This window comes from Rhodopirellula baltica SH 1 (assembly GCF_000196115.1).
Lineage (GTDB): Bacteria > Planctomycetota > Planctomycetia > Pirellulales > Pirellulaceae > Rhodopirellula > Rhodopirellula baltica.
The window spans coordinates 6,810,771-6,832,335 of sequence record NC_005027.1; the positions used below are offsets into that span (position 1 = coordinate 6,810,771).

16 protein-coding genes are annotated in these 21,565 nt (G+C 55.3%); all 16 read left to right on the top strand.

What is annotated here, in order from left to right:
* Positions 1 to 70 precede the first annotated feature (70 nt).
* The 16 genes from glmS to RB_RS26435 all read left to right on the top strand — a co-directional run bounded on the left by glmS (position 71) and on the right by RB_RS26435 (position 21,532).
* Complete coding sequence (glmS, locus tag RB_RS26360) at positions 71 to 1,924, top strand: glutamine--fructose-6-phosphate transaminase (isomerizing) (protein WP_007328387.1); 1,854 nt, start codon at positions 71 to 73, stop codon at positions 1,922 to 1,924.
* 124 nt (positions 1,925 to 2,048) lie between these two features.
* The gene (locus RB_RS26365) at positions 2,049 to 2,246 is read left to right on the top strand and encodes a hypothetical protein (protein WP_007328386.1); all 198 of its coding nucleotides are present in this window, start codon (positions 2,049 to 2,051) and stop codon (positions 2,244 to 2,246) included.
* A gap of 204 nt (positions 2,247 to 2,450) precedes the next feature.
* On the top strand, positions 2,451 to 3,908 hold the full coding sequence (gene leuC / locus RB_RS26370) for a 3-isopropylmalate dehydratase large subunit (RefSeq protein WP_007340234.1): 1,458 nt from the start codon (positions 2,451 to 2,453) through the stop codon (positions 3,906 to 3,908).
* Positions 3,909 to 4,080: 172 nt separating this feature from the next.
* A complete protein-coding gene (gene leuD / locus RB_RS26375) occupies positions 4,081 to 4,671 on the top strand; it encodes a 3-isopropylmalate dehydratase small subunit (RefSeq protein ID WP_007330456.1) in 591 nt (196 codons plus the stop codon).
* Between the two features lie 188 nt (positions 4,672 to 4,859).
* Positions 4,860 to 5,465 carry a hypothetical protein gene (locus RB_RS26380; protein ID WP_011123844.1) on the top strand — a complete coding sequence of 202 codons (606 nt, stop codon included), beginning with the start codon at positions 4,860 to 4,862 and terminating at the stop codon, positions 5,463 to 5,465.
* Between the two features lie 109 nt (positions 5,466 to 5,574).
* A complete protein-coding gene (gene pyrF / locus RB_RS26385) occupies positions 5,575 to 6,480 on the top strand; it encodes an orotidine-5'-phosphate decarboxylase (RefSeq protein ID WP_164922551.1) in 906 nt (301 codons plus the stop codon).
* Positions 6,481 to 6,937: 457 nt separating this feature from the next.
* On the top strand, positions 6,938 to 7,642 hold the full coding sequence (locus RB_RS26390) for a cytochrome c3 family protein (protein WP_011123848.1): 705 nt from the start codon (positions 6,938 to 6,940) through the stop codon (positions 7,640 to 7,642).
* Between the two features lie 70 nt (positions 7,643 to 7,712).
* Positions 7,713 to 11,120: a TAT-variant-translocated molybdopterin oxidoreductase gene (locus RB_RS26395; RefSeq protein WP_164922552.1), complete on the top strand. Its 3,408-nt coding sequence runs from the start codon at positions 7,713 to 7,715 to the stop codon at positions 11,118 to 11,120.
* Positions 11,121 to 11,181: 61 nt separating this feature from the next.
* The gene (gene nrfD / locus RB_RS26400) at positions 11,182 to 12,603 is read left to right on the top strand and encodes an NrfD/PsrC family molybdoenzyme membrane anchor subunit (protein ID WP_007328378.1); all 1,422 of its coding nucleotides are present in this window, start codon (positions 11,182 to 11,184) and stop codon (positions 12,601 to 12,603) included.
* 84 nt (positions 12,604 to 12,687) lie between these two features.
* Positions 12,688 to 14,220 carry a quinol:electron acceptor oxidoreductase subunit ActD gene (locus RB_RS26405; RefSeq protein WP_011123851.1) on the top strand — a complete coding sequence of 511 codons (1,533 nt, stop codon included), beginning with the start codon at positions 12,688 to 12,690 and terminating at the stop codon, positions 14,218 to 14,220.
* A 121-nt stretch (positions 14,221 to 14,341) separates the two neighbouring features.
* Positions 14,342 to 15,583: a hypothetical protein gene (locus RB_RS26410; RefSeq protein WP_164922553.1), complete on the top strand. Its 1,242-nt coding sequence runs from the start codon at positions 14,342 to 14,344 to the stop codon at positions 15,581 to 15,583.
* 72 nt (positions 15,584 to 15,655) lie between these two features.
* Positions 15,656 to 15,952 (top strand): hypothetical protein, encoded by a 297-nt coding sequence (locus tag RB_RS26415; RefSeq protein WP_007330449.1) that lies wholly within the window; start codon positions 15,656 to 15,658, stop codon positions 15,950 to 15,952.
* 40 nt (positions 15,953 to 15,992) lie between these two features.
* Positions 15,993 to 17,009: an SCO family protein gene (locus RB_RS26420; RefSeq protein WP_164922554.1), complete on the top strand. Its 1,017-nt coding sequence runs from the start codon at positions 15,993 to 15,995 to the stop codon at positions 17,007 to 17,009.
* Positions 17,010 to 17,076: 67 nt separating this feature from the next.
* On the top strand, positions 17,077 to 18,258 hold the full coding sequence (locus RB_RS26425; RefSeq protein WP_011123855.1) for a cytochrome c oxidase subunit II: 1,182 nt from the start codon (positions 17,077 to 17,079) through the stop codon (positions 18,256 to 18,258).
* Between the two features lie 100 nt (positions 18,259 to 18,358).
* Positions 18,359 to 20,101: a cytochrome c oxidase subunit I gene (locus RB_RS26430; protein ID WP_007328372.1), complete on the top strand. Its 1,743-nt coding sequence runs from the start codon at positions 18,359 to 18,361 to the stop codon at positions 20,099 to 20,101.
* Positions 20,102 to 20,236: 135 nt separating this feature from the next.
* Positions 20,237 to 21,532: a cytochrome c oxidase subunit 3 gene (locus tag RB_RS26435; protein WP_011123857.1), complete on the top strand. Its 1,296-nt coding sequence runs from the start codon at positions 20,237 to 20,239 to the stop codon at positions 21,530 to 21,532.
* The last annotated feature ends 33 nt before the right edge of the window (positions 21,533 to 21,565 follow it).

The following is a 21,565-nucleotide window of genomic DNA, read 5'->3' on the forward strand; positions in this document are numbered from 1 at the left end:
CGGCCACGGTTGCGCGGGACACAACAAGAATCGTGGGCCCCTTTTCTGTCATTCGGTAGCGGCAAGAGTCATGTGTGGAATTGTTGGATACGTCGGTGCGGACCAAGCAGCTGAGTTCCTGATCGATGGACTTCGGCGGTTGGAATACCGGGGCTACGACAGTGCGGGGGTCGCCATTCACGGCGGCAGCGACATCGCAATCACACGATCGGTCGGTCGGATTCAGGCGTTGGCCGATCGTTTGGGGACGCCAACAGAAGGCACCTTGGGGCTGGGTCACACTCGATGGGCCACGCACGGTCCAGCCACCGAAGAGAACGCTCACCCGCACATCGGCGGAACAGGCGAAGTTGTGTTGGCCCACAATGGTGTCATCGAGAACTTTCAGGTTCTGAAAGATGAGTTGATCGCGAAGGGTTACCAATTCAAATCGGCGACCGATAGCGAAGTGATTGCACACTTGGTCGCGGAAGGCTTGAAGAGCACCCCGGCCGATCCGACTCAGCCGAACATGCGATACGTCACCGCGGTGCAGTGGGCGATCGCTCAGCTTCGCGGCACCTATGGTTTGGCCGTCGCTTTTCGCGAGAAACCTGGGTTGTTGATCGCGGCTCGGTTCGGCAGCCCGTTGGTATTGGGCGTTGGTCGTGGCGAGTATTTCGTAGCCAGTGATGCATCGCCGATTGCCGGCCGAACGGACCGCATCGTTTATCTCGCAGATCATCAGATCGCAGTGTTGACCGCGGATGGATTCACGGTGCTTCATCGCGATAGCGGCAAGGTGCGAGTGAACATTCAGCCGTTGGCTGAGGACACCGGCGAAGTCAGCATGAATGGCTATGAGCATTACATGCTCAAAGAAATTCACGAACAACCTGATTCGCTTCGCAATGCGATGCGGGGCCGTTTGAACGACGAAGATGCGACGGCGGTCTTTGGTGGTTTGAACCTGACGCCTCAGCAACTACGGGGCGTTGAGCGGATCATCTTGACCGGTTGCGGAACCAGTTGGCACTCGGCTCTGGTCGGCGAATACATGATCGAAGAGTTCGCGAGAATTCCCGTTTGCGTGGAATACGCCAGCGAGCTTCGGTACCGGAACCCGCCGATCGAGAACAACACTTTGGTTTTTGGGATCACACAAAGCGGCGAGACGGCTGACACGCTCGCGGCACTCAATGAGACCAAACGCAAGGGGCATCGAACGCTGGCGCTTTGCAACGTGGTTGGCAGTTCGATCGCCCAGGCTGCGGACGGCGGAATCTACCTGCATGCCGGGCCGGAGATTGGCGTGGCCAGCACCAAGGCTTATTCCAGCCAGTGCTGTGTGCTTGCAATGTTGTCGCTTTACTTTGGCCGCATGCGGCACATGAGTTTCGAATCAGGCGGCCGAATCATCGAAGAGCTGCGACGTTTGCCAGCGGCGGTCGAGCAAGCATTGACGTGCGATTCTGAAGTTCGCCGGATCGCATCGAAGTACGCGGAAGCTTCCAATGTTTTGTATCTCGGGCGTCGCTACAACTTCCCGACGGCCCTCGAGGGGGCTCTGAAGCTAAAAGAAATCAGCTATATCCACGCCGAAGGCTACCCGGCGGCGGAGATGAAGCACGGCCCGATTGCGCTGGTGGACAAGCACACCCCCAGTGTTTTCATCATGCCACGCGGAACGACCTACGACAAAGTCATGTCGAACATGGAAGAGGTCAAGGCTCGCGGAGGCCCCGTGATTGCCGTCGCCAGCCACGAAGAGGCTCAGATTCGCCGGATCGCCGACGAGGTCATCATGATTCCGGAAGTCCCTGAATTTTTGCAGCCAATTGTCTCGGCCATTCCCCTTCAGTTGCTGTCCTACCATATTGCCGTTTTGAGGGGTTGTGACGTTGATAAGCCCCGTAACTTGGCGAAAAGTGTGACGGTTGAGTAAATTTCACGGTCGAGCGATTTCAGATCCCAACTAGGGTTTCACTAATCGGAACATTGCTCTTAGTCTCGTCAGAGGGCGGTTCTGAATTCATTCCTTTCAACACTTGCAGCGGAGTTCTCCTGAGATGAACGATCGGGGTTTGAGCTACAACTCACGCAAAGCACTCATGGTCCACATTGGCGAAACGGCGGGAGCCGAGATCGCGGATTTGATCAATAATCTTTTGGAAGAGGTGGATGAACTTCGCCGAACAAAGGTCAGCATCACACGAATCGTTCCTGGCCAGCAACCGGTCCAAGAATTCATCGAAGAACCTGTCTGATTCGAAGATCGGTCCACTTCAAGGAGCGGTCCACATTAAGGATCGGTCACCGTAGCGTGGCTGAACCTGGTCAAGGTGGGTGGTGGCCTGGGATCACAACTTCTGTCTCTGCTTTGAGTTGACAGGTTGCCCCTCAGTGTCGACAGTGTCGGGTTCCCGGGATTGAAATCCCAGTTTTCCCCACCCACGCTCGTCTCACGATCCATGTCTGACGCTTCTTCGACCGCTCCCAGCCAAGCGGGAGCCACTTCTCAATCCACCGGCAGCCGAACGTTGCTGGACAAAATTTGGGACCAGCATCTGGTTCACGCCCCCGAGTCTGGGCCCGCGATCATCTACATTGATCTGCACCTGGTCCATGAAGTGACCAGCCCCCAGGCGTTCGAGGGATTGCGGATCAACAACCGCCCCGTTCGTCGTCCTGAACGCACCATCGCGACCCCCGATCACAACGTTCCAACGTCCGATCGCAGTTTGCCGATCGCTGATCCGATCAGTCGCAAACAGATCGAAACGCTGCGTGAGAACTGCAAGGAGTTCGGTGTTCAGCTGTTCGACATCGATGACGTGCGTCAGGGAATCGTGCACGTGATCGGCCCCGAAAACGGTTACACCCAACCGGGAATGACCATCGTTTGTGGCGACTCCCACACCGCGACGCACGGTGCTTTTGGTTCGCTGGCGTTTGGCATCGGGACCAGCGAAGTTGAGCACGTCTTGGCGACGCAAACGCTTCTGCAGTTCAAACCGAAAACGTTTGAACTTCGCGTCGATGGCGAACTGGCCCGCGGAGTGACCGCGAAGGACATGATCCTGTATCTGATTGGCCAAATCGGAACCGCAGGTGGAACTGGCTACGTTCTCGAGTTCACCGGAGACGCCGTTCGCAACCTGACGATGGAAGAGCGAATGACGGTCTGCAATATGTCGATCGAAGCTGGTGCTCGTGCCGGAATGATCGCGCCCGATCAAACGACGTTCGACTACTTGCGAGGTCGTCCAGAATGCCCCGCCGATTTTGATGCCGCGGTGGAAGCCTGGAAGAAACTGCCATCCGACCCCGGTGCGACTTACGACCGAAGCAACCTCTACAAGGGCTCGGACATCCGACCTCAGGTGACTTGGGGAACCAACCCCGGTCAGGTGTGCAGCGTCGATTCGGTGGTGCCATCACCGGGCGACAGCACGGACGTCAACGTGCAAAAGTCGACCGCTTCGGCGCTTCAGTACATGGACCTGAAGGCCGGCACTCCGATCACCGAGATCGAAATCAATCGAGTGTTCATAGGTTCTTGCACCAACGCCCGCATCGAAGATTTGCGAGCAGCGGCGGCTGTGATCAAAGGGCATCACTGCAGCGACAAAGTCAATGCGATGATCGTGCCCGGTAGTGGCAAGGTGAAGTTGCAAGCCGAGGAAGAAGGTTTACACAAAGTCTTCACCGACGCTGGGTTTGATTGGCGAGAAGCCGGTTGCAGCATGTGTTTGGCGATGAACCCCGACAAACTGGCTCCGGGCGAACGTTGTGCCAGCACTAGCAATCGCAACTTCGAAGGTCGCCAAGGTAAAGGTGGCCGAACACACTTGGTCAGCCCCGCGATGGCTGCAGCAGCCGCGATCAAAGGTCACTTCGTCGATATTCGCGATTGGGATTATCGCTGAGTTGCCCGTCGGTGATTCAGCTCGGCCATGAGCGGCTAGCAATTTGTTGCTAGCCTTTTGTTTCAATCTTCACGCCGGCAACCGGGGCGAGTACCCCGCGGCGAATAAACCACCCCTCAATAGCTAACAGCTAGAAGCCAAACGCTTATAGCTGCAGCCGCAGGCTTCCACCATGCAAAACTTCACCGTACACCAAGGCGTTGTGGCAACGCTGGATCGTGCCAACGTTGACACGGATCAGATCATCCCCAAGCAATTCCTGAAACGCATTGAACGAACCGGCTTCGGCCAGTTCTTGTTCTTTGATTGGCGTTTCTTGGAAGACGGCGAGACCGAGAACCCTGACTTTGAGCTCAACCGAATCAACGTCAAAGGGGCGTCGATCTTGCTCACGCGTCAAAACTTCGGTAGCGGCAGCAGTCGCGAACACGCCGTTTGGGCGCTCGACGATTATGGCTTTCGTGCTGTGATCGCTCCTTCGTTCGCGGACATCTTTTTCAACAACTGCTTCAAGAACGGCGTTCTGCCAATCGCGTTGTCTGAAGAAGACGTCGAAGAATTGTTTCAACGAGCTGAGAAGGGAAACCCTTACCAGTTGACCGTCGATTTGGAAAACCAGGTCATCACAGACGGCCAGGGCTTTGAGCGTTCGTTCGAAGTGGATGCCAGTCGCCGTCACAACATGCTGCACGGTCTCGATGACATCGCACAAACTTTGTTGCACGAAGACAAAATCACGGCTTTTGAAGAAGCCCGTGGTTAGCCAACGTTCATCGACGCTGGTTCAACGCCGCAAAGAGAGGGTGATCCTTTTTCGCGGCGGGCAATGACCAAGTTTGTTCGGATTCGAGTTTCCTCGCGTCAGGTCTTCGGTGCGTTTCTCTCTTTCGCTCGCTCGTTCAGCTTCGGTAGACCGGAGGGGTCGAGAGTTCGAATCGCTGGAGAACGCAGATGCCTTGGAATGACATGGGAATGGCTCGTGAAAGTTTGTCGTTGATGGCATCTTTCTTTGCCGTCGCGTCGACGTTTTATTTTTGGTTGGTTCGTGCCAATCGCGAGCGGGCCAAATTGGTCGCGTGCACCGTCACGGGTTTGCGTGGCACGATGTTGATGGCGATGGAAGACACCGCGACCTATCGGCGGGTGGCGCCCGGCGAAAACGAAATCGTGCTGAAGTATTGGTTGAACCTGGCGATCGTGAACAACAGTTCCTTGCCCAATGCGTTGTTGGGAATCAAGGTTTGGGTGAAGTTCACTGACGGTCGTTGGCACGCGATGGATGTGGCCTCCGCCGATCCAGAGGCGGATCTGTTTCCGCAAAACATCGATCCTCTGACCACTGCTGGGATGAAGCTGACACTGGCAACCAAATGCGAAGGCAGCATCGGCGGCGGTTTTCGCGAACGAGAGTGTGCCGCGGGCGATGCGTTGCCTGAGTTGGTGCCAGTGCGAGTCGAATTGGAGGCTCTGCAGGGCCAGACCTTCGTCAGCGAGTGGTTGGATGAAGGGCGGCTTCTGTTGCGAACGACCGAGCAGCCTGGTTTAGCGGCCGCTTGATCGACTTTGTCCGCCGTCAATGAAAAGTCACGGAAGCTGGGCCGACAATTTGCCCGAAATCCGATAGCATTCCGACTGTTTGGATTCAGACTTCAACGGGGTGTGATTGATGACATTTGCCACGCAGCTCAATGCGGCAATCTTGCGGACCGGATCGGTGACTTGCGTGGGTTTGGACCCGCGATTGGAGCAGTTGCCCAAGCCGCTTCGGGACAGTGTTTCGGAGAAACGGAAGGATTCCGTTGCGGCCGCTTACACGCAATTTTGCTGTGAGATCATTGACGCGGTCGCGGGTTTGGTGCCCTGCGTGAAGCCCCAAGCCGCTTTTTTTGAGCAACTCGGCCCAGCCGGGATGGTTTCGCTGGGCGAAGTCATTTCTCATGCGAATCAAGCCGGATTGATCGTCATCACCGATGGCAAGCGGAACGATATTGGCAGTACCGCGACGGCTTATGCGGACGCTTATTTGGGAAGTGCTGAACCCGATCGATCGCCCTGGGGAAGTGACGCGTTGACGGTCAGTCCCTATTTGGGGCGAGACAGCCTGGAGCCCTTCGTGGAGGTTTGTGACCGACGGGCGGCGGGCATCTTTGTTCTTGTGAAGACCTCAAATCCCGGTGGCGGCTACCTGCAAGATCTCAGTGTCGATGGAAAGACGATCTATCAGTCCGTGGCGGAGCTGGTCACGGAACTGAACAAGTCTCGACTGGACGCTGATGGCTACGGGCCGGTTGGTGCGGTGGTTGGAGCAACCTATCCCGAGCAACTCGTTGAACTGCGGAAGGCGATGCCGCACAGTATTCTGTTGGTTCCCGGATTTGGGGCTCAGGGCGGATCGGCCGATGATGTGCGTGCGGCGATGGATGCCAATGGAGCCGGCGCGGTCGTGAACAGTTCTCGGCATATTGTCTTTGCTCACAAGCGTGAAGAGTTCTCGGTCGCTGCGGATGAGAGCAATTGGCAAGATGCGGTTCGGGCGGCGACCATTCAGATGAACGAGCAGCTGAAGGGCTAGCCTCGGGGTGTGTCGGGTTGCGTGTTCGGCGAGAAATGATCGTCGCTTTGGAGGTTGGGGTGCGTCATGCGGTCGCCCCACGCAGCCACCTAGCGTTCCAAGTGCGGCAGGCTCGGCGAACCTCCGAGCCTACCCCATTGCCCCATGTTTCGGTTTGAGTGCTGGTGGGGAGTGCTGCGCAGGTGCGTAGACAGGGGAGTCGGGCAGTCAAGGGCCGGTATTGTCGACTGAGGTTCGATTTTTTGTGCGACACAATGTCGCTGATCGTTCGCTGGCCTTGCCCTCGCAGGTGTTTCCGACTGATAATCCCGGCCCGCGCTCGGAAGAGTTGCGCGGATGCTCTATTACTTTTTCTTGTCTCGTCAACGTTGCTCGGTCGTGTTGCACTCGGGGGATCCCTCAGGTGCGAAATGCGGTTTGGGGTTTGGTTTCCGTTGGCGTGTGATTTGGATCGATCATGAAACGTTTTTTGTTTCCACGTTGGGTCAATCCCTTCTTGGGCGTTCTAGGACTGGCCATTGTTGGCGGAGGCGTGTACGCCGCTGCCATGGGTGGATTGGTCACGGACCCTCAGACTCTCAACGTGGGCTATCAACCGACTCAGCCGGTCCCATTCAGTCACGCGATTCACGCGGGACAGTTGAAAATGGATTGTCGGTACTGCCACAACACCGTTTTTGATGCCGCCCACGCTGCTGTGCCTCCAACGGCAACCTGCGTGAATTGTCACTCGCCCGCCGCTGAGAACGGTCAAACGGCTTTGGGTGCGGTTCACACCGACAAAGCCAGCTTGGCACCGATCCACGAGAGTTGGAAAACCGGTCGCAGCGTTGCCTGGAAGCGAATTCACAACTTGCCCGAATTCGTTTACTTCAATCACGCCGCACACGTGAATTCCGGCGTCAGTTGCGTTTCCTGCCACGGACGCATCGACCAAATGGAAGTCGTGTACCAACACGAGCAACTGTCGATGGCATGGTGTATCACTTGTCACCGCAACCCGAACGAACACCTTCGCCCGGTTGAGTTTGTCACCAAGCTCGATTGGAAAGCGGAAGACCACGATTGGGGCGAGTTCGCTGATCAAGCGGAATTCGCGAAAGCCCATCGAGAAGAACACAACATCAATCCACAAGTCCATTGTGCGGTTTGTCACCGATAGTCCATCGAGAACAACTGGCCCGCTGAATTCGGCTGACTCACCGCAAACTGAACTGAGAAGATTTTCCTCCATGACCACTTCGACCCAAGACGCCGGTTTCGATTCCTCCGAAGCCTCTTCCTCGTCCGCTGCAGGCAAACCGCAGTACTGGCGAAGCTTGTCGGAATATCGTCAAGACGACACGTTCGTCAACGAATTTCTGCATCGCGAATTTCCAGTCGCGGCGTCGGAATTCCCCGAGGGTGTGTCGCGTCGTCGATGGATGCAAATCATGGGTGCGTCGCTGGCCATGGCCGGCGCAGCTGGGTGTCGTTATCCCGAAGAATTGATCGCTCCGTTTGTGCTTCGTCCCGCGGACCGTGTGCCGGGTGAAACCTATCAAGCAGCGACCAACTTCGAACTCGCCGGTGAAGTCCAGCATCTGCTGATTACTTGCGTCGATGGCCGTCCGATCAAAGCCGAGCCCAACACGACTCACCCCGCAGGCGGCGGAGCGGGGACTTACGCACAAGCCTGCGTGCTCGGGCTGTACGATCCCGATCGAGCCCGCGGCGAAGCCGGTGTGCCGATTCAATACGACAAAACCGAAAAACGTCGCATCGAAACCGATTGGGAATCATTTGCAAACTACGGCCAAGCTCTGCTGCGTTCGGTTGGCGATGGCCAATCGGTCGCGGTGATGATGTCGCCGACGACTTCGCCGACCACGCTGCGAATGATCGGCGAGTTGCAAAAGAAGTTGCCCGCCGCATCGGTTTGCGTTTATGACTCGATCGATGGTGGCTTGATGAACGAAGCCACCCAGCGTGTCTTCGGCAAACCATCCGCACAAAAGTTTGATTTCACCGAAGCCGAAGTCATTGTTTCCTTCCAGTCGGATTTCCTGGGCAGTGATGCCGGAAGTCAAAACAACTCACGCACGTTCGCGGCCAAACGCGATCCAATGCGGGAAGAAACAAAGGGCCAAATGAGTCGTCTGTACGTCGCCGAAGGCGGGTACACGACCACCGGAGCCGCCGCCGACGTTCGCATTGCGATTCGCCCCAGCCAAATGAAGGCTGTTTTGGCTGAACTTGGCCGCCGTGTCGAAAAGGTCAAAGCCGGCGAAACGCTAGGCGAACAATACGACCTTGAAAATCTGCCCGAAAAAGGCGCCGCATACAACGAAATCGAAGCCGCAGCTCGATTGGATCGATTCTTGAACGCCGCCGCAACTGACTTGGCCGCCGCTGGCGACAAGGGAGTCGTGGTTGTTGGGGAAACATTGGGTGCCGACGCGATTGTCGCGGGCATCGACATAAACTCAAAACTCGGTTCGCTCAGTTCAATCCAAACCTTCCGCCCAATCGCCGGAACGGAACTGAAGAATCAGATTTCGCTCAAAGACGCATTCGTTCGAATCAATAGCGGCGATCTAAGCACGGTTTTGTTTGTTGACACGAACGTCGTTCATACCGCACCTGGTGACTTGAACTTCACCAAGGCTCTTGAGCGAGTCGAGCACTCGATTTATTTGGGCATCTACGACGACGAGACCGCAGAGAAATGTGGTTGGTCGTTGCCGATGAGCCACCCACTGGAATCCTGGGGGGACTGCGTCGGAATCGATGGTCACTACGGCGTTTGCCAACCGCAAATCATGCCGCTTCTAGGTGGTCGCTCCGCCGCAGAAGTCCTGGCGTTGATGTTGGACCAAGAAGTCACCGATGGTGAAAAATTGGTCCGCCGCACCGCGGATTCGGTTTCGGGAGCGGCTATCAGCGATCGTCAGTGGCGAAAGTTGTTGCACGACGGTTTCTCCGAAGACGTTGTTGTTTCGGCCGAAGAAGTCTCTGCCGGCGATACATCCGTTGAACTGCCAGGTGAACTTCCCGAAGTCACGCTGGACGTTGATCAAGATGACATCGAAGTGGTCTTCACCGCATCGGAAGCTCTTTACGACGGTCGCTTTGCCAACAACGGTTGGTTGCAGGAGTTGCCTCAAGCCCTGACGAAGTTGGTTTGGGACAACGCGGCGGTCATGAGCCCTCGCACCGCGGAAGCATTGGGAATCAAGCACGGTTTGATGGTCGCGATTCGTCGCGGTGATTCTTCGGTTGAATTGCCCGTTTACGAGATGCCCGGTTGTGCACCCGGCGTCATCACCACTCAGATCGGCTACGGCCGAACTCGTGTCGGTGCGGTTGGCGGTTCGACCGAAATGGGTGTCGACCCAGTCGGTGTCAACGTGTCGCCAGTCCGATTCACGGATTCGATGTTGTACGCTCACCCGGTCGAAGCGCGTCCGCGTTACACCGAGTACGAATTGGTCACGACCCAAGACCACTGGGCGATTGATGAACTCGGACGTGACGAAGCCGAAAGCCGCAGCTTCAGCCTGATTCGCGAAGGCACGTTGGAACTGCTCAACAAGCTGCCTGAGTTCACCGAAGCCAAAGGACCTCACGTCCCATCGGTTGGCGAAGAAGGTTCGCTTTGGAAAGAACCAATCAATTCGATCGAAGAAACCCAAGAGCAAGTGCCTCAGTGGGGCATGTCGATCGACTTGACCAAGTGCCTTGGTTGCAACGGCTGCGTGATTGCTTGTCAAAGCGAAAACAACGTGCCGATCGTCGGCAAAGAACAGGTCGGCAACAGCCGCGAAATGCATTGGTTGCGAATCGACCGCTACTTCCAAGGCGATCCAGACGTTGCTGACATCGTTCAGGAACCGGTCACCTGCATGCACTGCGAAACCGCACCTTGCGAACAGGTTTGCCCCGTCGCGGCGACGGTTCACACAAACGAAGGTCTCAACGCGATGACCTACAACCGCTGCATCGGCACGCGGTACTGTGCGAACAACTGCCCCTACAAAGTTCGCCGCTTCAACTACTTCAATTACAACAAAGAAGTCGGTGTCGGCTACGGCATCGATGCCTACCCTGGTTCGATCGAAAAGGCCAACCGCAAATTGCAACAGTTGGTGCTCAACCCCGATGTCACCGTTCGCGGTCGTGGGGTCATGGAAAAGTGCACCTACTGTGTCCAACGCATCGAGCACGCCAAGATCGACGCTCGCAAAGACGGCGGCCGTCCGGTTCGCGATGGTGAAATCGTCACCGCTTGCCAAGCTGCTTGCCCAACCAATGCGATCGAGTTCGGCAACATCGCGGATCCCGAATCCGCTGTTGCGAAAGCCAAGGCTGACATTCGCAGCTATGGCATGTTGAGCCAGCTCAACGTCAAACCGCGAACGACTTACAAAGCTCGAATTCGCAACACACCTCTCGCTTTGATGACTCGTTCGCAAATCGATGATTTGTCGCTCGAGAAACCTCATCACGGCCATGGAGAGCATGGCGAGCACGGTCACGATGATCACGGAAGCGACGATCATGGCCATGGCGAAGGCGAACACGGTCACGACGATCACGCTCATGGCGAAGAAGAGCACACCCGGAACATGAATCGTCCGTTCCAGTTGCCGATCGTCTAGGGATTCACTCCCTGCCCCGCATTCCTACTCCGAAATCAACCCTCCTTTCTCAGCCCTTTCCATGTCTCTCGCAATCCCAAACGGACTGGATAATTCGAACGATCGGCCCGGTCAGCGTGCACCGCTGGTCCTAGGCGATACGAATTATCACTCGATCACCGAAGCGGTCTGCAAGATCGCCGAGCAACCGCCGTCTCGTGCGTGGGTGATCGGGTTTTTGGTATCCGTCCACTTGGCGACCATGTTGGGTTTGTGCATCGCATACCTGATCTACACCGGGGTTGGTGTTTGGGGTAACCGAGCACCTATTTTCTGGGGTTGGCCGATTGTCAACTTCGTGTTCTGGGTCGGGATTGGTCACGCAGGAACGCTGATCAGTGCGATTTTGTATTTGTTCCGCCAAGAGTGGCGAACAAGTATCAACCGGACCGCCGAGGCCATGACGATTTTCGCCGTTGTCTGTGCGGGGACGTTCCCGGGCATTCACGTCGGTCGAGCTTGGCTCGCGTTTTGGCTGGCACCGTACCCCAGTTTGAACCTTTGGATGTGGCCTCAATTCCGCAGTCCACTTTTGTGGGACGTTTTCGCGGTTTCGACCTACGCAACCGTTTCTTTGTTGTTCTGGTACATGGGGATGGTTCCCGACTTGGCGACCTTCCGTGACCGCAGCAAGAATCCTTTCCGACGAGCCGCTTACGGTGTTCTCGCACTCGGATGGAGCGGGTCGTCGCGACACTGGATGCGATACGAAAAGGCTTACGCATTGTTGGCCGCTTTCGCCGCTCCACTGGTTTTGTCGGTGCACACGATCGTGTCCTTTGACTTCGCGGTTTCGCAGGTTCCCGGTTGGCACACAACGATCTTCCCTCCTTACTTTGTCGCCGGTGCAATTTTCTCCGGTTTCGCGATGGTGATCACGCTGATGGTCCCCGCTCGCTCGATCTTTAACATTGAAAAACTGATCACGATCCGGCACTTGGAAAACATGTGCAAGATCATCCTGACCACCGGTCTGATCGTCGGTTTGGCATACGGGACCGAGTTCTTCATCGCTTGGTTCGGCCAAGTCCCGGAAGAGAAATTCGCGTTCGTCAACCGAGCCTTTGGTCCGTATTGGTGGGCGTATTGGACGATGATCACCTGCAATGTGATCTCGCCCAATATCTTCTGGTCAAAGAAGGCACGCACGACACCTTGGATCATGTTCGTTGTCTCGATCTTCGTGAACATCGGAATGTGGTTCGAACGCTTCGTGATCACGATCACCAGTCTTTCACGTGACTACTTGCCCAGTGCTTGGGCGTACTTCAGCCCAACGTGGGTCGATTGGTGCATGTTGATTGGCTCGTTTGGATTGTTCTTCACCCTGTTCCTGTTGTTCTGCCGATTGATGCCAATCATCAACATGGCGGAAACCAAGGCGACACTCGCCAAAGAATTGCACATGGCTCACGCCGACCATTCGCACGAGGGCGACCACTGAGTTTGTCCGTCGCGACTTTCGCGATTGACACCTCTTTGACGTGCTGAATCCTGATCACTGAAAACTGTTCATTGAAATTTTCCCATGACTGAATCCCAACCCATACCGCAGACGGTCGCCGACGACAAAAAGGTCCACGGTGTCGTCGCTGAATTCACGGATGTCGATTCGCTGTTGGCAGCATGTCGTCGTGTTCGCGACGCGGGCTACACGAAAGCGGATGCGTTCACGCCGTTCCCGGTTCACGGGATCGACACGGCGCTTGGGATCAAACCAACCGTTTTGCCATGGATCTCTTTGGCAGCTGGTTTGACCGGAACCACGATCGCACTTTTGATGCAGATCAGCTTGAACGGTCAAACCGACTTGTTCGAGGGAATTCAGTACCCATACATCATCTCGGGCAAGCCCTTCATCTCGTTGCCGGCCTTCATTCCGGTCACCTTTGAGTTGACGATTTTGCTCGCGTCGTTCGGAACGTTCTTCGGCATGTGGGCTCTGAACGGTTTGCCACGGTTCAGCAACCCGATGTTCACCAGTCCGCGCTTTGATCGTGTGACCGACGACACGTTCTTCTTGTTTCTGGATGCCAAGGATTCGCGATTTGACGAAGCCGGGGCCAAAGCATTGCTGGGGGAACTCGGCGGTGAATTTGTCGAACCGGTGTTGGAAGACGATTCGTCCAAGGTCATTCCAAAGGGTTTGTTGATCGCATTGGCAACTGTGATTTGCCTCTCGTCGATTCCTGCGTTGGCTGTGTTGCGTATGCGAGTGACCAAAAGTAGTTCGCCTCGTTTCCACATCTTCCCCGACATGGACTTCTCTCCTTCGAAAGACGCACAGCAAACGACGACATTGTTTGCAGATGGTCGTGCCATGCGTCCAGATGTTCCAGGAACGGTTCGCCGAGGTGAGATGGATTGGGACTTGAATTTCAAGACCGGCATCGACATGGACGAACTGGCCAGCATCGATCCTCCTCGCGCGGCTCAGTTGGTTGCCATGCAATCCGATGTTGCCGTGGACGACGAAGATGAAGTGGTTTCGGAAGCTGACGTCGATGCACCAGCAGAAGACCAAGACGGTGAAGCGGCCGATGCATCTGAGCCTACCGCTGAAGAGAGTGCCGCTAGTGAAACGGCTGACAACACACCTTGGTTGAGCGAGAACCCGCTTGAGCTGAGCGAAGAAGCTTTGGCTCGCGGCCAACAACAATTCAATATTTACTGCTCGGTTTGCCACGGCATGAACGGTCGCGGAAACGGATTGGTCAATCGTCGTGCTCAGAAAATCTTGGCGACGACCTGGACACCACCATCGAACATGCACGACCCAACGCTGTACGCGGACGTTTATCCCGACGGCAAGTTGTTCAGCACGATCACCAACGGTGTTCGCAAGATGCCGGGTTACGCGTCGCAAATCAAAGCAAAAGATCGTTGGGCCATCGTCGCCTACGTGCGGGCGTTGCAGGCCAGCCAAAACGCAACGTTGGAAGATGTTCCTGGATCCGAGCGTTCAAAAATCGAAAAAGAACAGGCCGAAGTTCAGGCTCAATTGAAAGCCGCTGCGGAAGCCGAAGCAGCCAAGGCGGCAGAAGCTGCCAACGCCGAATAGTTCGTTCCAGTGATCGGCGGGCGGTTCACCGCTCTTGCCGAGAACTAGGAACGTCCGACGCCGGACTAACCGGCAACGAAAACAGTCATTTCATCACTTAGTCTCAGCCCTCACATTTCCCATGTCACACAAAGCGGTCGCTATCAAGCCTGCCGATGACCCGGCATTCCAACTTCCCGCCTCTTTGGCCGGGTTGTCGCTGCCCATGATCATCGGTGGCATCGTGGCACTGGTCGGCGGTGCGTTCTTCTCCAACTCTGCCATTGGCGGCCGATTTGGGATGTCATCGTACTTGGTGGCTTACATGTACTGCCTGACCCTCGCGATTGGGTCGCTGTTCTTCGTCTTGATCCAGCACCTCACTCGTGCGGGTTGGAGCGTTGTGGTTCGACGAGTTGCTGAGCTGATGATGATCATGGTCATCCCACTAGCACTGCTCTTCATCCCCATCGCGGTCTCGGCTTACACCGGATCGTTGTACGTTTGGTCGCTCGAAGGCTACCAAGCTGATCACGGGATCCCCTCGGCAATCTGGAAACAAAAAGAACTTTGGTTGAACCCCAACTGGTTCGTCGTGCGTTCTCTGATTTACCTGACTGTCTGGTGCGGAATCGCGGCCTGGTATTACCGCGGTAGTCAGCGTCAGGACGAAACCGGCGAAATCACGATCACCGAAAAACTGCAAGCTCGCAGTGGCCCCGCGGTCATCGCATTCTCGTTCTGCACGTCATTTGCGGCGTTCGATTGGGTGATGAGCCTCGCACCAATGTGGTTCTCGACCATGTTCGGCGTTTACATCTTTACTGGCAGCATTTTGTCCGCTCACTGTGCAATTTGCCTGTTCAGCTTTTTGCTGCAGCGTGCCGGTGCGATGCGAGATGAAGTCACGGTCGAGCACTACCACGACCTGGGCAAACTCATCTTCGGATTCATTTGCTTCTGGGGATACATCTCGTTCAGCCAATACATGCTGATCTGGTACGCCAACATTCCGGAAGAAACGCACTGGTTCTACACCCGTTCGACCGATGGATGGTTCAACGTTTCGGTCCTGCTGATGGTCCTTCACTGGGGACTACCGTTCGCAGGCACGATGAGCCGCCACGTCCGTCGTCGCCCTTGGTTGATCACAAGCTGGGCCGCCTACATCCTGGTTTTGCACCTGGTTGACCTGTACTGGATCATCATGCCCGAAGCCGGCATGGGGCTCGGTGGAGCCACCGGGATCATCGCGACGCTGGTCTGCGTGATCGGAATGGCCGCATTGATGTTGGGCCTGATGCTCAAATTAGCCGCTGGAACACGTGTTGTTGCTGTTCGCGACCCTCGATTGGGTGAGTCGCTGGCATTCGAAAATTTCTAAACCGTTCTGCGTTTTGCGGCAATTTGCCGCTGGTCGGACACCACCCATCTCCTTTCTACTGAATCCTTACTCATGGCAGCCTACGACGACCTCAATGTCAAACGAATCGCGGTCATTAGCGTGATCTCGATCTTGGTCACTGCGGTTACCGTGTTAGCGGTCCAGGTCCTGTATTTCGCGATGGCGGACATTGTCGATGGACGCAAGGTTCAATCGGCTTCGTACACGCGGCAAAATGCGGTGCTGGCGGAGCAATCCGACGAAATTTCGCGTTATGGCGTGGATCCAGATACCGGGAATGTGACTGTGCCCGTTGAAGACGCAATGAAAAAAATGGTGAAGGAAGCTGGCTCACACGACGAAGCCTGAGATTTCCGAACCTTCCACTGATCACACGAAAACCACTTTGATGAAAACGTACTCCTCCAGCCGAATGACCAGCCTCTTGCCAGCGGCAAGTTGGGTGTTCGTGGTTGCATGGTTGGTGCTTTTCGTCGGTGGCGAATCGAAAACCTGGGCTCAACCCAGCACACGTGCGGACGACCAAGGTGCCGATGTTCTGTTGAACGACGGTATCCCGAAGGGAGTCGAGAACGTGACGGTCGAGCAGCGATTGGGCAACCAATTGCCCGGCGATATGAAGCTGGTCGATTCGATGGGGCGTAAGTTGACGCTGAGTCACTACTTGGACGGCAAGCGGTCGTTGATTTTGACGCTGAACTACAGCAATTGCCCGATGTTGTGCAATGTGCAGCTCAATCAATTGGCTCAGTCGCTCGACAAGATGGACGATTTGAAGATCGGTGAGGACTTCCAGTTGCTCAGCGTTAGCATTGATCCGACTGAAACCGATCAACGCCTTCGCGATACCAAGCAGCGTTATGTCGAACAGGTTCCATCGCACGCGAAAGCCGAAGAGGGATGGTCGTTCACTCGGACCACCAAGGCAAATGTCGAACGATTGGCCAAGGAAGTTGGTTTCTCGTACAAGTACAACCCTCGCACGAAAGAATACGCACACCCGGCAATGCTGGCGTTTGTCTCACCTGACGGTGTGATCACTCGATACTCGCTCGGCGTCGCTTTCCCACCGGACCAAATGAAGTTGGCATTGGTCGAGGCTGGCCAAGGCAACGTTGGTGACATTGTCGATCAGTTTGTACTGTGGTGTTACAGCTACGACCCGAACGAGAACAGCTATGTGCCACAAGCTTGGAAGATGATGCGAGCCGGCGGCCTGATCACGATCACGTTGCTGGGACTCGCGTTGTTGCCTTATTGGCTGGGCCGGAAAGGTTCGCCATCAAATGTGGCTGACGAAGAAACACAAGACGGAAACGTCAACTCGACGGCTGGTTCCGATAACACATCGGGATCAGCACCTTTGAAACCAACGCAGTGGCATTTGTCCGGAAATGCCGACTGACCATCGCTTGCGAATTTCGCGAGCCCAGACAACCGAATCCACTGCGACCTGAAAATCATTCACTTAAATGTTTCCTGCAATCGAATCGCTCGCTATGACGTTTCCAACTTTGTTGGCTGACACGAACGCGGACTTTTGGTTTCCCATCCAAGGTTCATCGTTCGCCGAAGAAGTTGATTGGGTTTACGACCTGATCCTGTACATCAGTTTGGCATTCTTCGTGCCAATGATGGCGTTCATGGTTTGGTGCCTGTTTAAATACATCAAGGCTCGCGGAACGAAGGCGGAAAGCCAAATTTCGCACCACACCACGCTGGAGCTGACTTGGTCGATCGGTCCTTCGGTATTGTTGGTTTGGATGTTTGTCCAGGGTTCGATCTCGTTCTTGGACATGCGGACGCCGCCGGAAGGTTCCTACGACATCGGGGTTCAAGCCTTCAAATGGGGTTGGACCATGGATTACGGGAACGGAACGTTCCATCCTGAGTTGCACATCGTCAAAGATGAGCCGACCAAGCTTTCGATGCGAAGCACGGACGTGATTCACAGTTTGTTCGTGCCTGCGTTCCGGGCGAAGAAAGACATTGTGCCGGGTCGGTACAACTACATGTGGTTCAAACCCACGGTTGCAAGCGAGCAGATCAGCGATGAAGCACTCGCCAAGATTAAGAAGCAAAGTGAAGGTACGACCTGGGATTACGACAAAGTCCACACGATTCAGACCGAGGATGGCGAGCGAGAACTGCAAGTCACACCGGAAGGTTACACGTTCTTCGATTTGTACTGCACCGAGTACTGCGGCAAGAACCATTCGGAAATGCAAACCGTTGTCGTGGTTCATGAAACACAGGCTGAACTCGAGGCATGGATCAAAGCGAACAGCAGCCGCGGTCCTATTCCGATGGAAGAGTGGGGTGAATTGCTCTACGGCCGTCGAGGTTGCTCGGGTTGTCACTCCGTTGATGGAACGAAATTGGTTGGACCATCGTTCAAGGATCTGTACGGCAGCCAGCATGCTTTGACGACTGGTGAAAACCAAGTCGTCGACGAAAACTACGTTCGCGAATCGATTATCGCTCCGAAAGCGAAGGTGGTCGCCGGATATCAGCCGGTCATGCCGAGTTACCAGGGTCAACTCAGCGATGACGACATCGCCTCGATCATCGCGTACTTGAAGTCAATCAGCGCAAACGCACCGTCGCAACCGGCGGGTGCCGAGGCTGAATCGGAAGAAGAATCTGCGGAATAGTTCGTTTAGAGATTCAGGCTGATTCGGTAAACTGACTGATAGCCTTTTCAAAGCACACCCATCACCGACACGTTTTACGGTCTCCAGAAGGGACGCCAATATGTCCAACGCTACACTCCCAGCGGGCGCTCGCGACCCCGGTTATCCAACCGAACGCGAAAACTACCTGACCAACTCCTCGGGCATCCTCAGCTGGATGTTCACGCTGGATCACAAACGCATCGGATTGATGTATTTGATCGGTGTGATGAGCGCGTTCGCTGTCGGTGGTTTGCTCGCACTCGCCATTCGCTTGCACTTGCTCAACCCCAATGGTTGGATGTTCTCCGGTGCTGAGGCGAACAATATCTACAACCAGGTGTTCACCCTTCACGGGGCGATCATGGTTTTCCTGTTCATTATTCCGAGTATCCCGGCGGCACTGGGGAACTTCCTTGTTCCGGTGATGCTTGGGGCAAAGGATGTTGGTTTCCCCAGGCTGAATCTGAGTAGTTTTTACTTGTGGGTGTTCGGTGCGTTGTTTTTCGTCACCGCTTTGTTCAGCAGCGGATTGGACACCGGATGGACGTTCTACACGCCATACAGCACAACCACCGACACGTCGGTGATCTTGGCGACCTTGGGCGCGTTCATTCTAGGTTTCAGTTCGATCTTTACCGGATTGAATTTCATCGTGACGATCAACACGATGCGTCCCCCAGGGATGACTTGGTTCAAGATGCCTTTGTTCCTTTGGGCGACCTACGCAACCAGCATCATTCAAGTGTTGGCAACGCCAGTGCTCGGTATCACACTGCTGCTGTTGATTGCCGAACGTACGATGCACATCGGGATTTTTGATCCCGAGTTCAACGGTGACCCGGTCACGTACCAGCACTTTTTCTGGTTCTACAGCCACCCTGCTGTGTACATCATGATTTTGCCGGCCTTCGGCATCATCAGTGAGCTGATCAGCGTCCACAGCCACAAACATATCTTCGGTTACCGCTTTATCGCTTATTCCTCGATCGCGATCGCTCTGTTGGGCTTTTTGGTCTGGGGACACCACATGTTCACCGCGGGCATGAGCTCGCTGACGACGATTGTGTTCTCGGCTTTGACGTTCACCGTGTCGGTGCCGTCGGCGATCAAAGTGTTTAACTGGTTGGCGACGATGTACAAGGGCTCGATTAGCCTGACGACGCCGATGTGCTATGCCATTTCGTTCATCTTCCTGTTCACGATCGGTGGTTTGACCGGGTTGTTCCTCGGAACACTCGCGACCGACTTGCACCTTCATGACACGTACTTCGTGGTGGCTCACTTCCACTACGTGATGGTTGGTGGAACGCTGATCGCTTTCCTCGGTGGTGTGTTCCACTGGTGGCCGAAGATGGTTGGCAAGCTTTACAACGAAACCCACGGCCGAATCGCATCCCTGTTGGTATTCCTCGGATTCAATGGCACGTTCTTGCCGCAATTCGTCTTGGGTAGCCGCGGGATGCCTCGTCGATATGCGACCTACGACCCCGAGTTCGCATTCCTGCACCAACTCAGCACATTCGGTGCGTTGCTGCTGGGAATGGGGTTGCTTTACGCTTTCATCGTGCTGATGGTCTCGCTGGTGAAGGGCCGCCGTGCTCCCGCCAACCCTTGGGGAGGCGTGACGCTGGAATGGCAATGCACCAGCCCTCCACCGTATTACAACTTTGAGCGTCCGCCAGTTGTTGGCGACCCATATGATTTCCACAGCTTGGAATGGGACGCTGAGAACGAGCGTTATGTCATGACGGAGCCAGAACGCAAACTGGTTCCTGAGTCGACGCCCGAGGAAGTTCCCGCCCACGCTGGTGGCCAAAAGTAGTTTTAGGTCTGCCCTGCGTCGAATTGTCCATCTGGTTGGATCGTGCGACGTTCGGGGGCAGTTGTTATAAATCCCGCGGCATCCGATTGGTGCCGCTTTCCGTTTTGAATCAGTCCACACGTCGGCCCACCGCTCATGGCAACGATCGACTCAGTAACCAATACCACCGATGCTCACGCGGATGATTCGCATGGGCACGATCACGATCATCCATCTTGGTTGGCGCACCATTTCGACTCCCCTGAACAGCAATTTGACAGCGGTAAGCTGGGCATTTGGTTGTTCCTGGTCACCGAAATTTTGTTCTTCAGTGGGATGTTCTGTGCGTACGCTATCTTCCGAATGCTTAGGCCTGATGTATTCGTCGGATGTAGCGAGTTTTTGAACACCAAGCTTGGTGCGATCAACACCGGCGTTCTGTTGTTCAGTTCGCTGACAATGGCTTGGGCCGTTCGTTGCTCGCAAACGGAAGAACACAAAAAGTTGGTCGCATTGATCGCGACGACGCTCTCCTGTGCGATGGTCTTCTTGGGTGTGAAGTCGATCGAATACTCGCACAAATGGGGCATGGGACTCCTGCCTCCGGGTTCGTATTTCTACAGTGCCGCCAACGAACATCCGACCGCACAGCAGTTGGTCGATATTCATGGTTTTTCGGAGTCGATGGCGTACTTCCTGACAAATAGCCTGTACTTCATCTGTGCTCCATTCGCTTTGGTTGTCGTCGGTGTTCTTGTATGGCTGATCGTGGCCAAAGTATCGGGCAACGCTTTTCAGTATGCTTGTGCAAAGCCGTTGCTGGTCGTTGCTTTGAGCTTCTTCGGCGGCGTTGGATTGGGAATGATCCTGGAATCCGGTGGTGAGCACCACGACGGCGAGCACGTTGCAGCGGCCGGCGATCACGCGGACGCGGAGCATGGCGATCACGCTCACGAAGGCGATGATCATGGTGATGCTGACCACGCAGTCGCTGCTGCAGACCACTCGGAAGCATCGGCTGACGAGGTCGATGCGACGATGGTGGAGTCGCCACTGGGTGATGACTACGCCGCGGTGAAGCTGTTGGCTGAAAACGAAACCAACACTGGTTTGAAGGACTTGGTTGCCGCAGAGCAAACGCAACAGTCAATCGCCAAAGGAAAAGTGCTGACAGATCCGTCGGCCAGCGACATGGGGATCACAGCCGTCGAAGGCGATGTGAATACACCTCGTCAGGCAGGTGTTTTCTTCGGCATCTATTACTGCATGACCGGTGTTCACGCGATTCACATTTTGGCCGGGATTGGAGTTCTGGTCTGGCTTTTGGTTCGTGCGGTTCGTCAGGATTTCAATCGTCAGTACTTTGGTCCCGTGGACTACGTCGGTTTGTACTGGCACTTGGTTGACTTGATTTGGATCTACCTGTTTCCGCTTCTGTATCTGATTCGCTGATACAGCCGCCGATCCGTTTTTCCGCACACACTC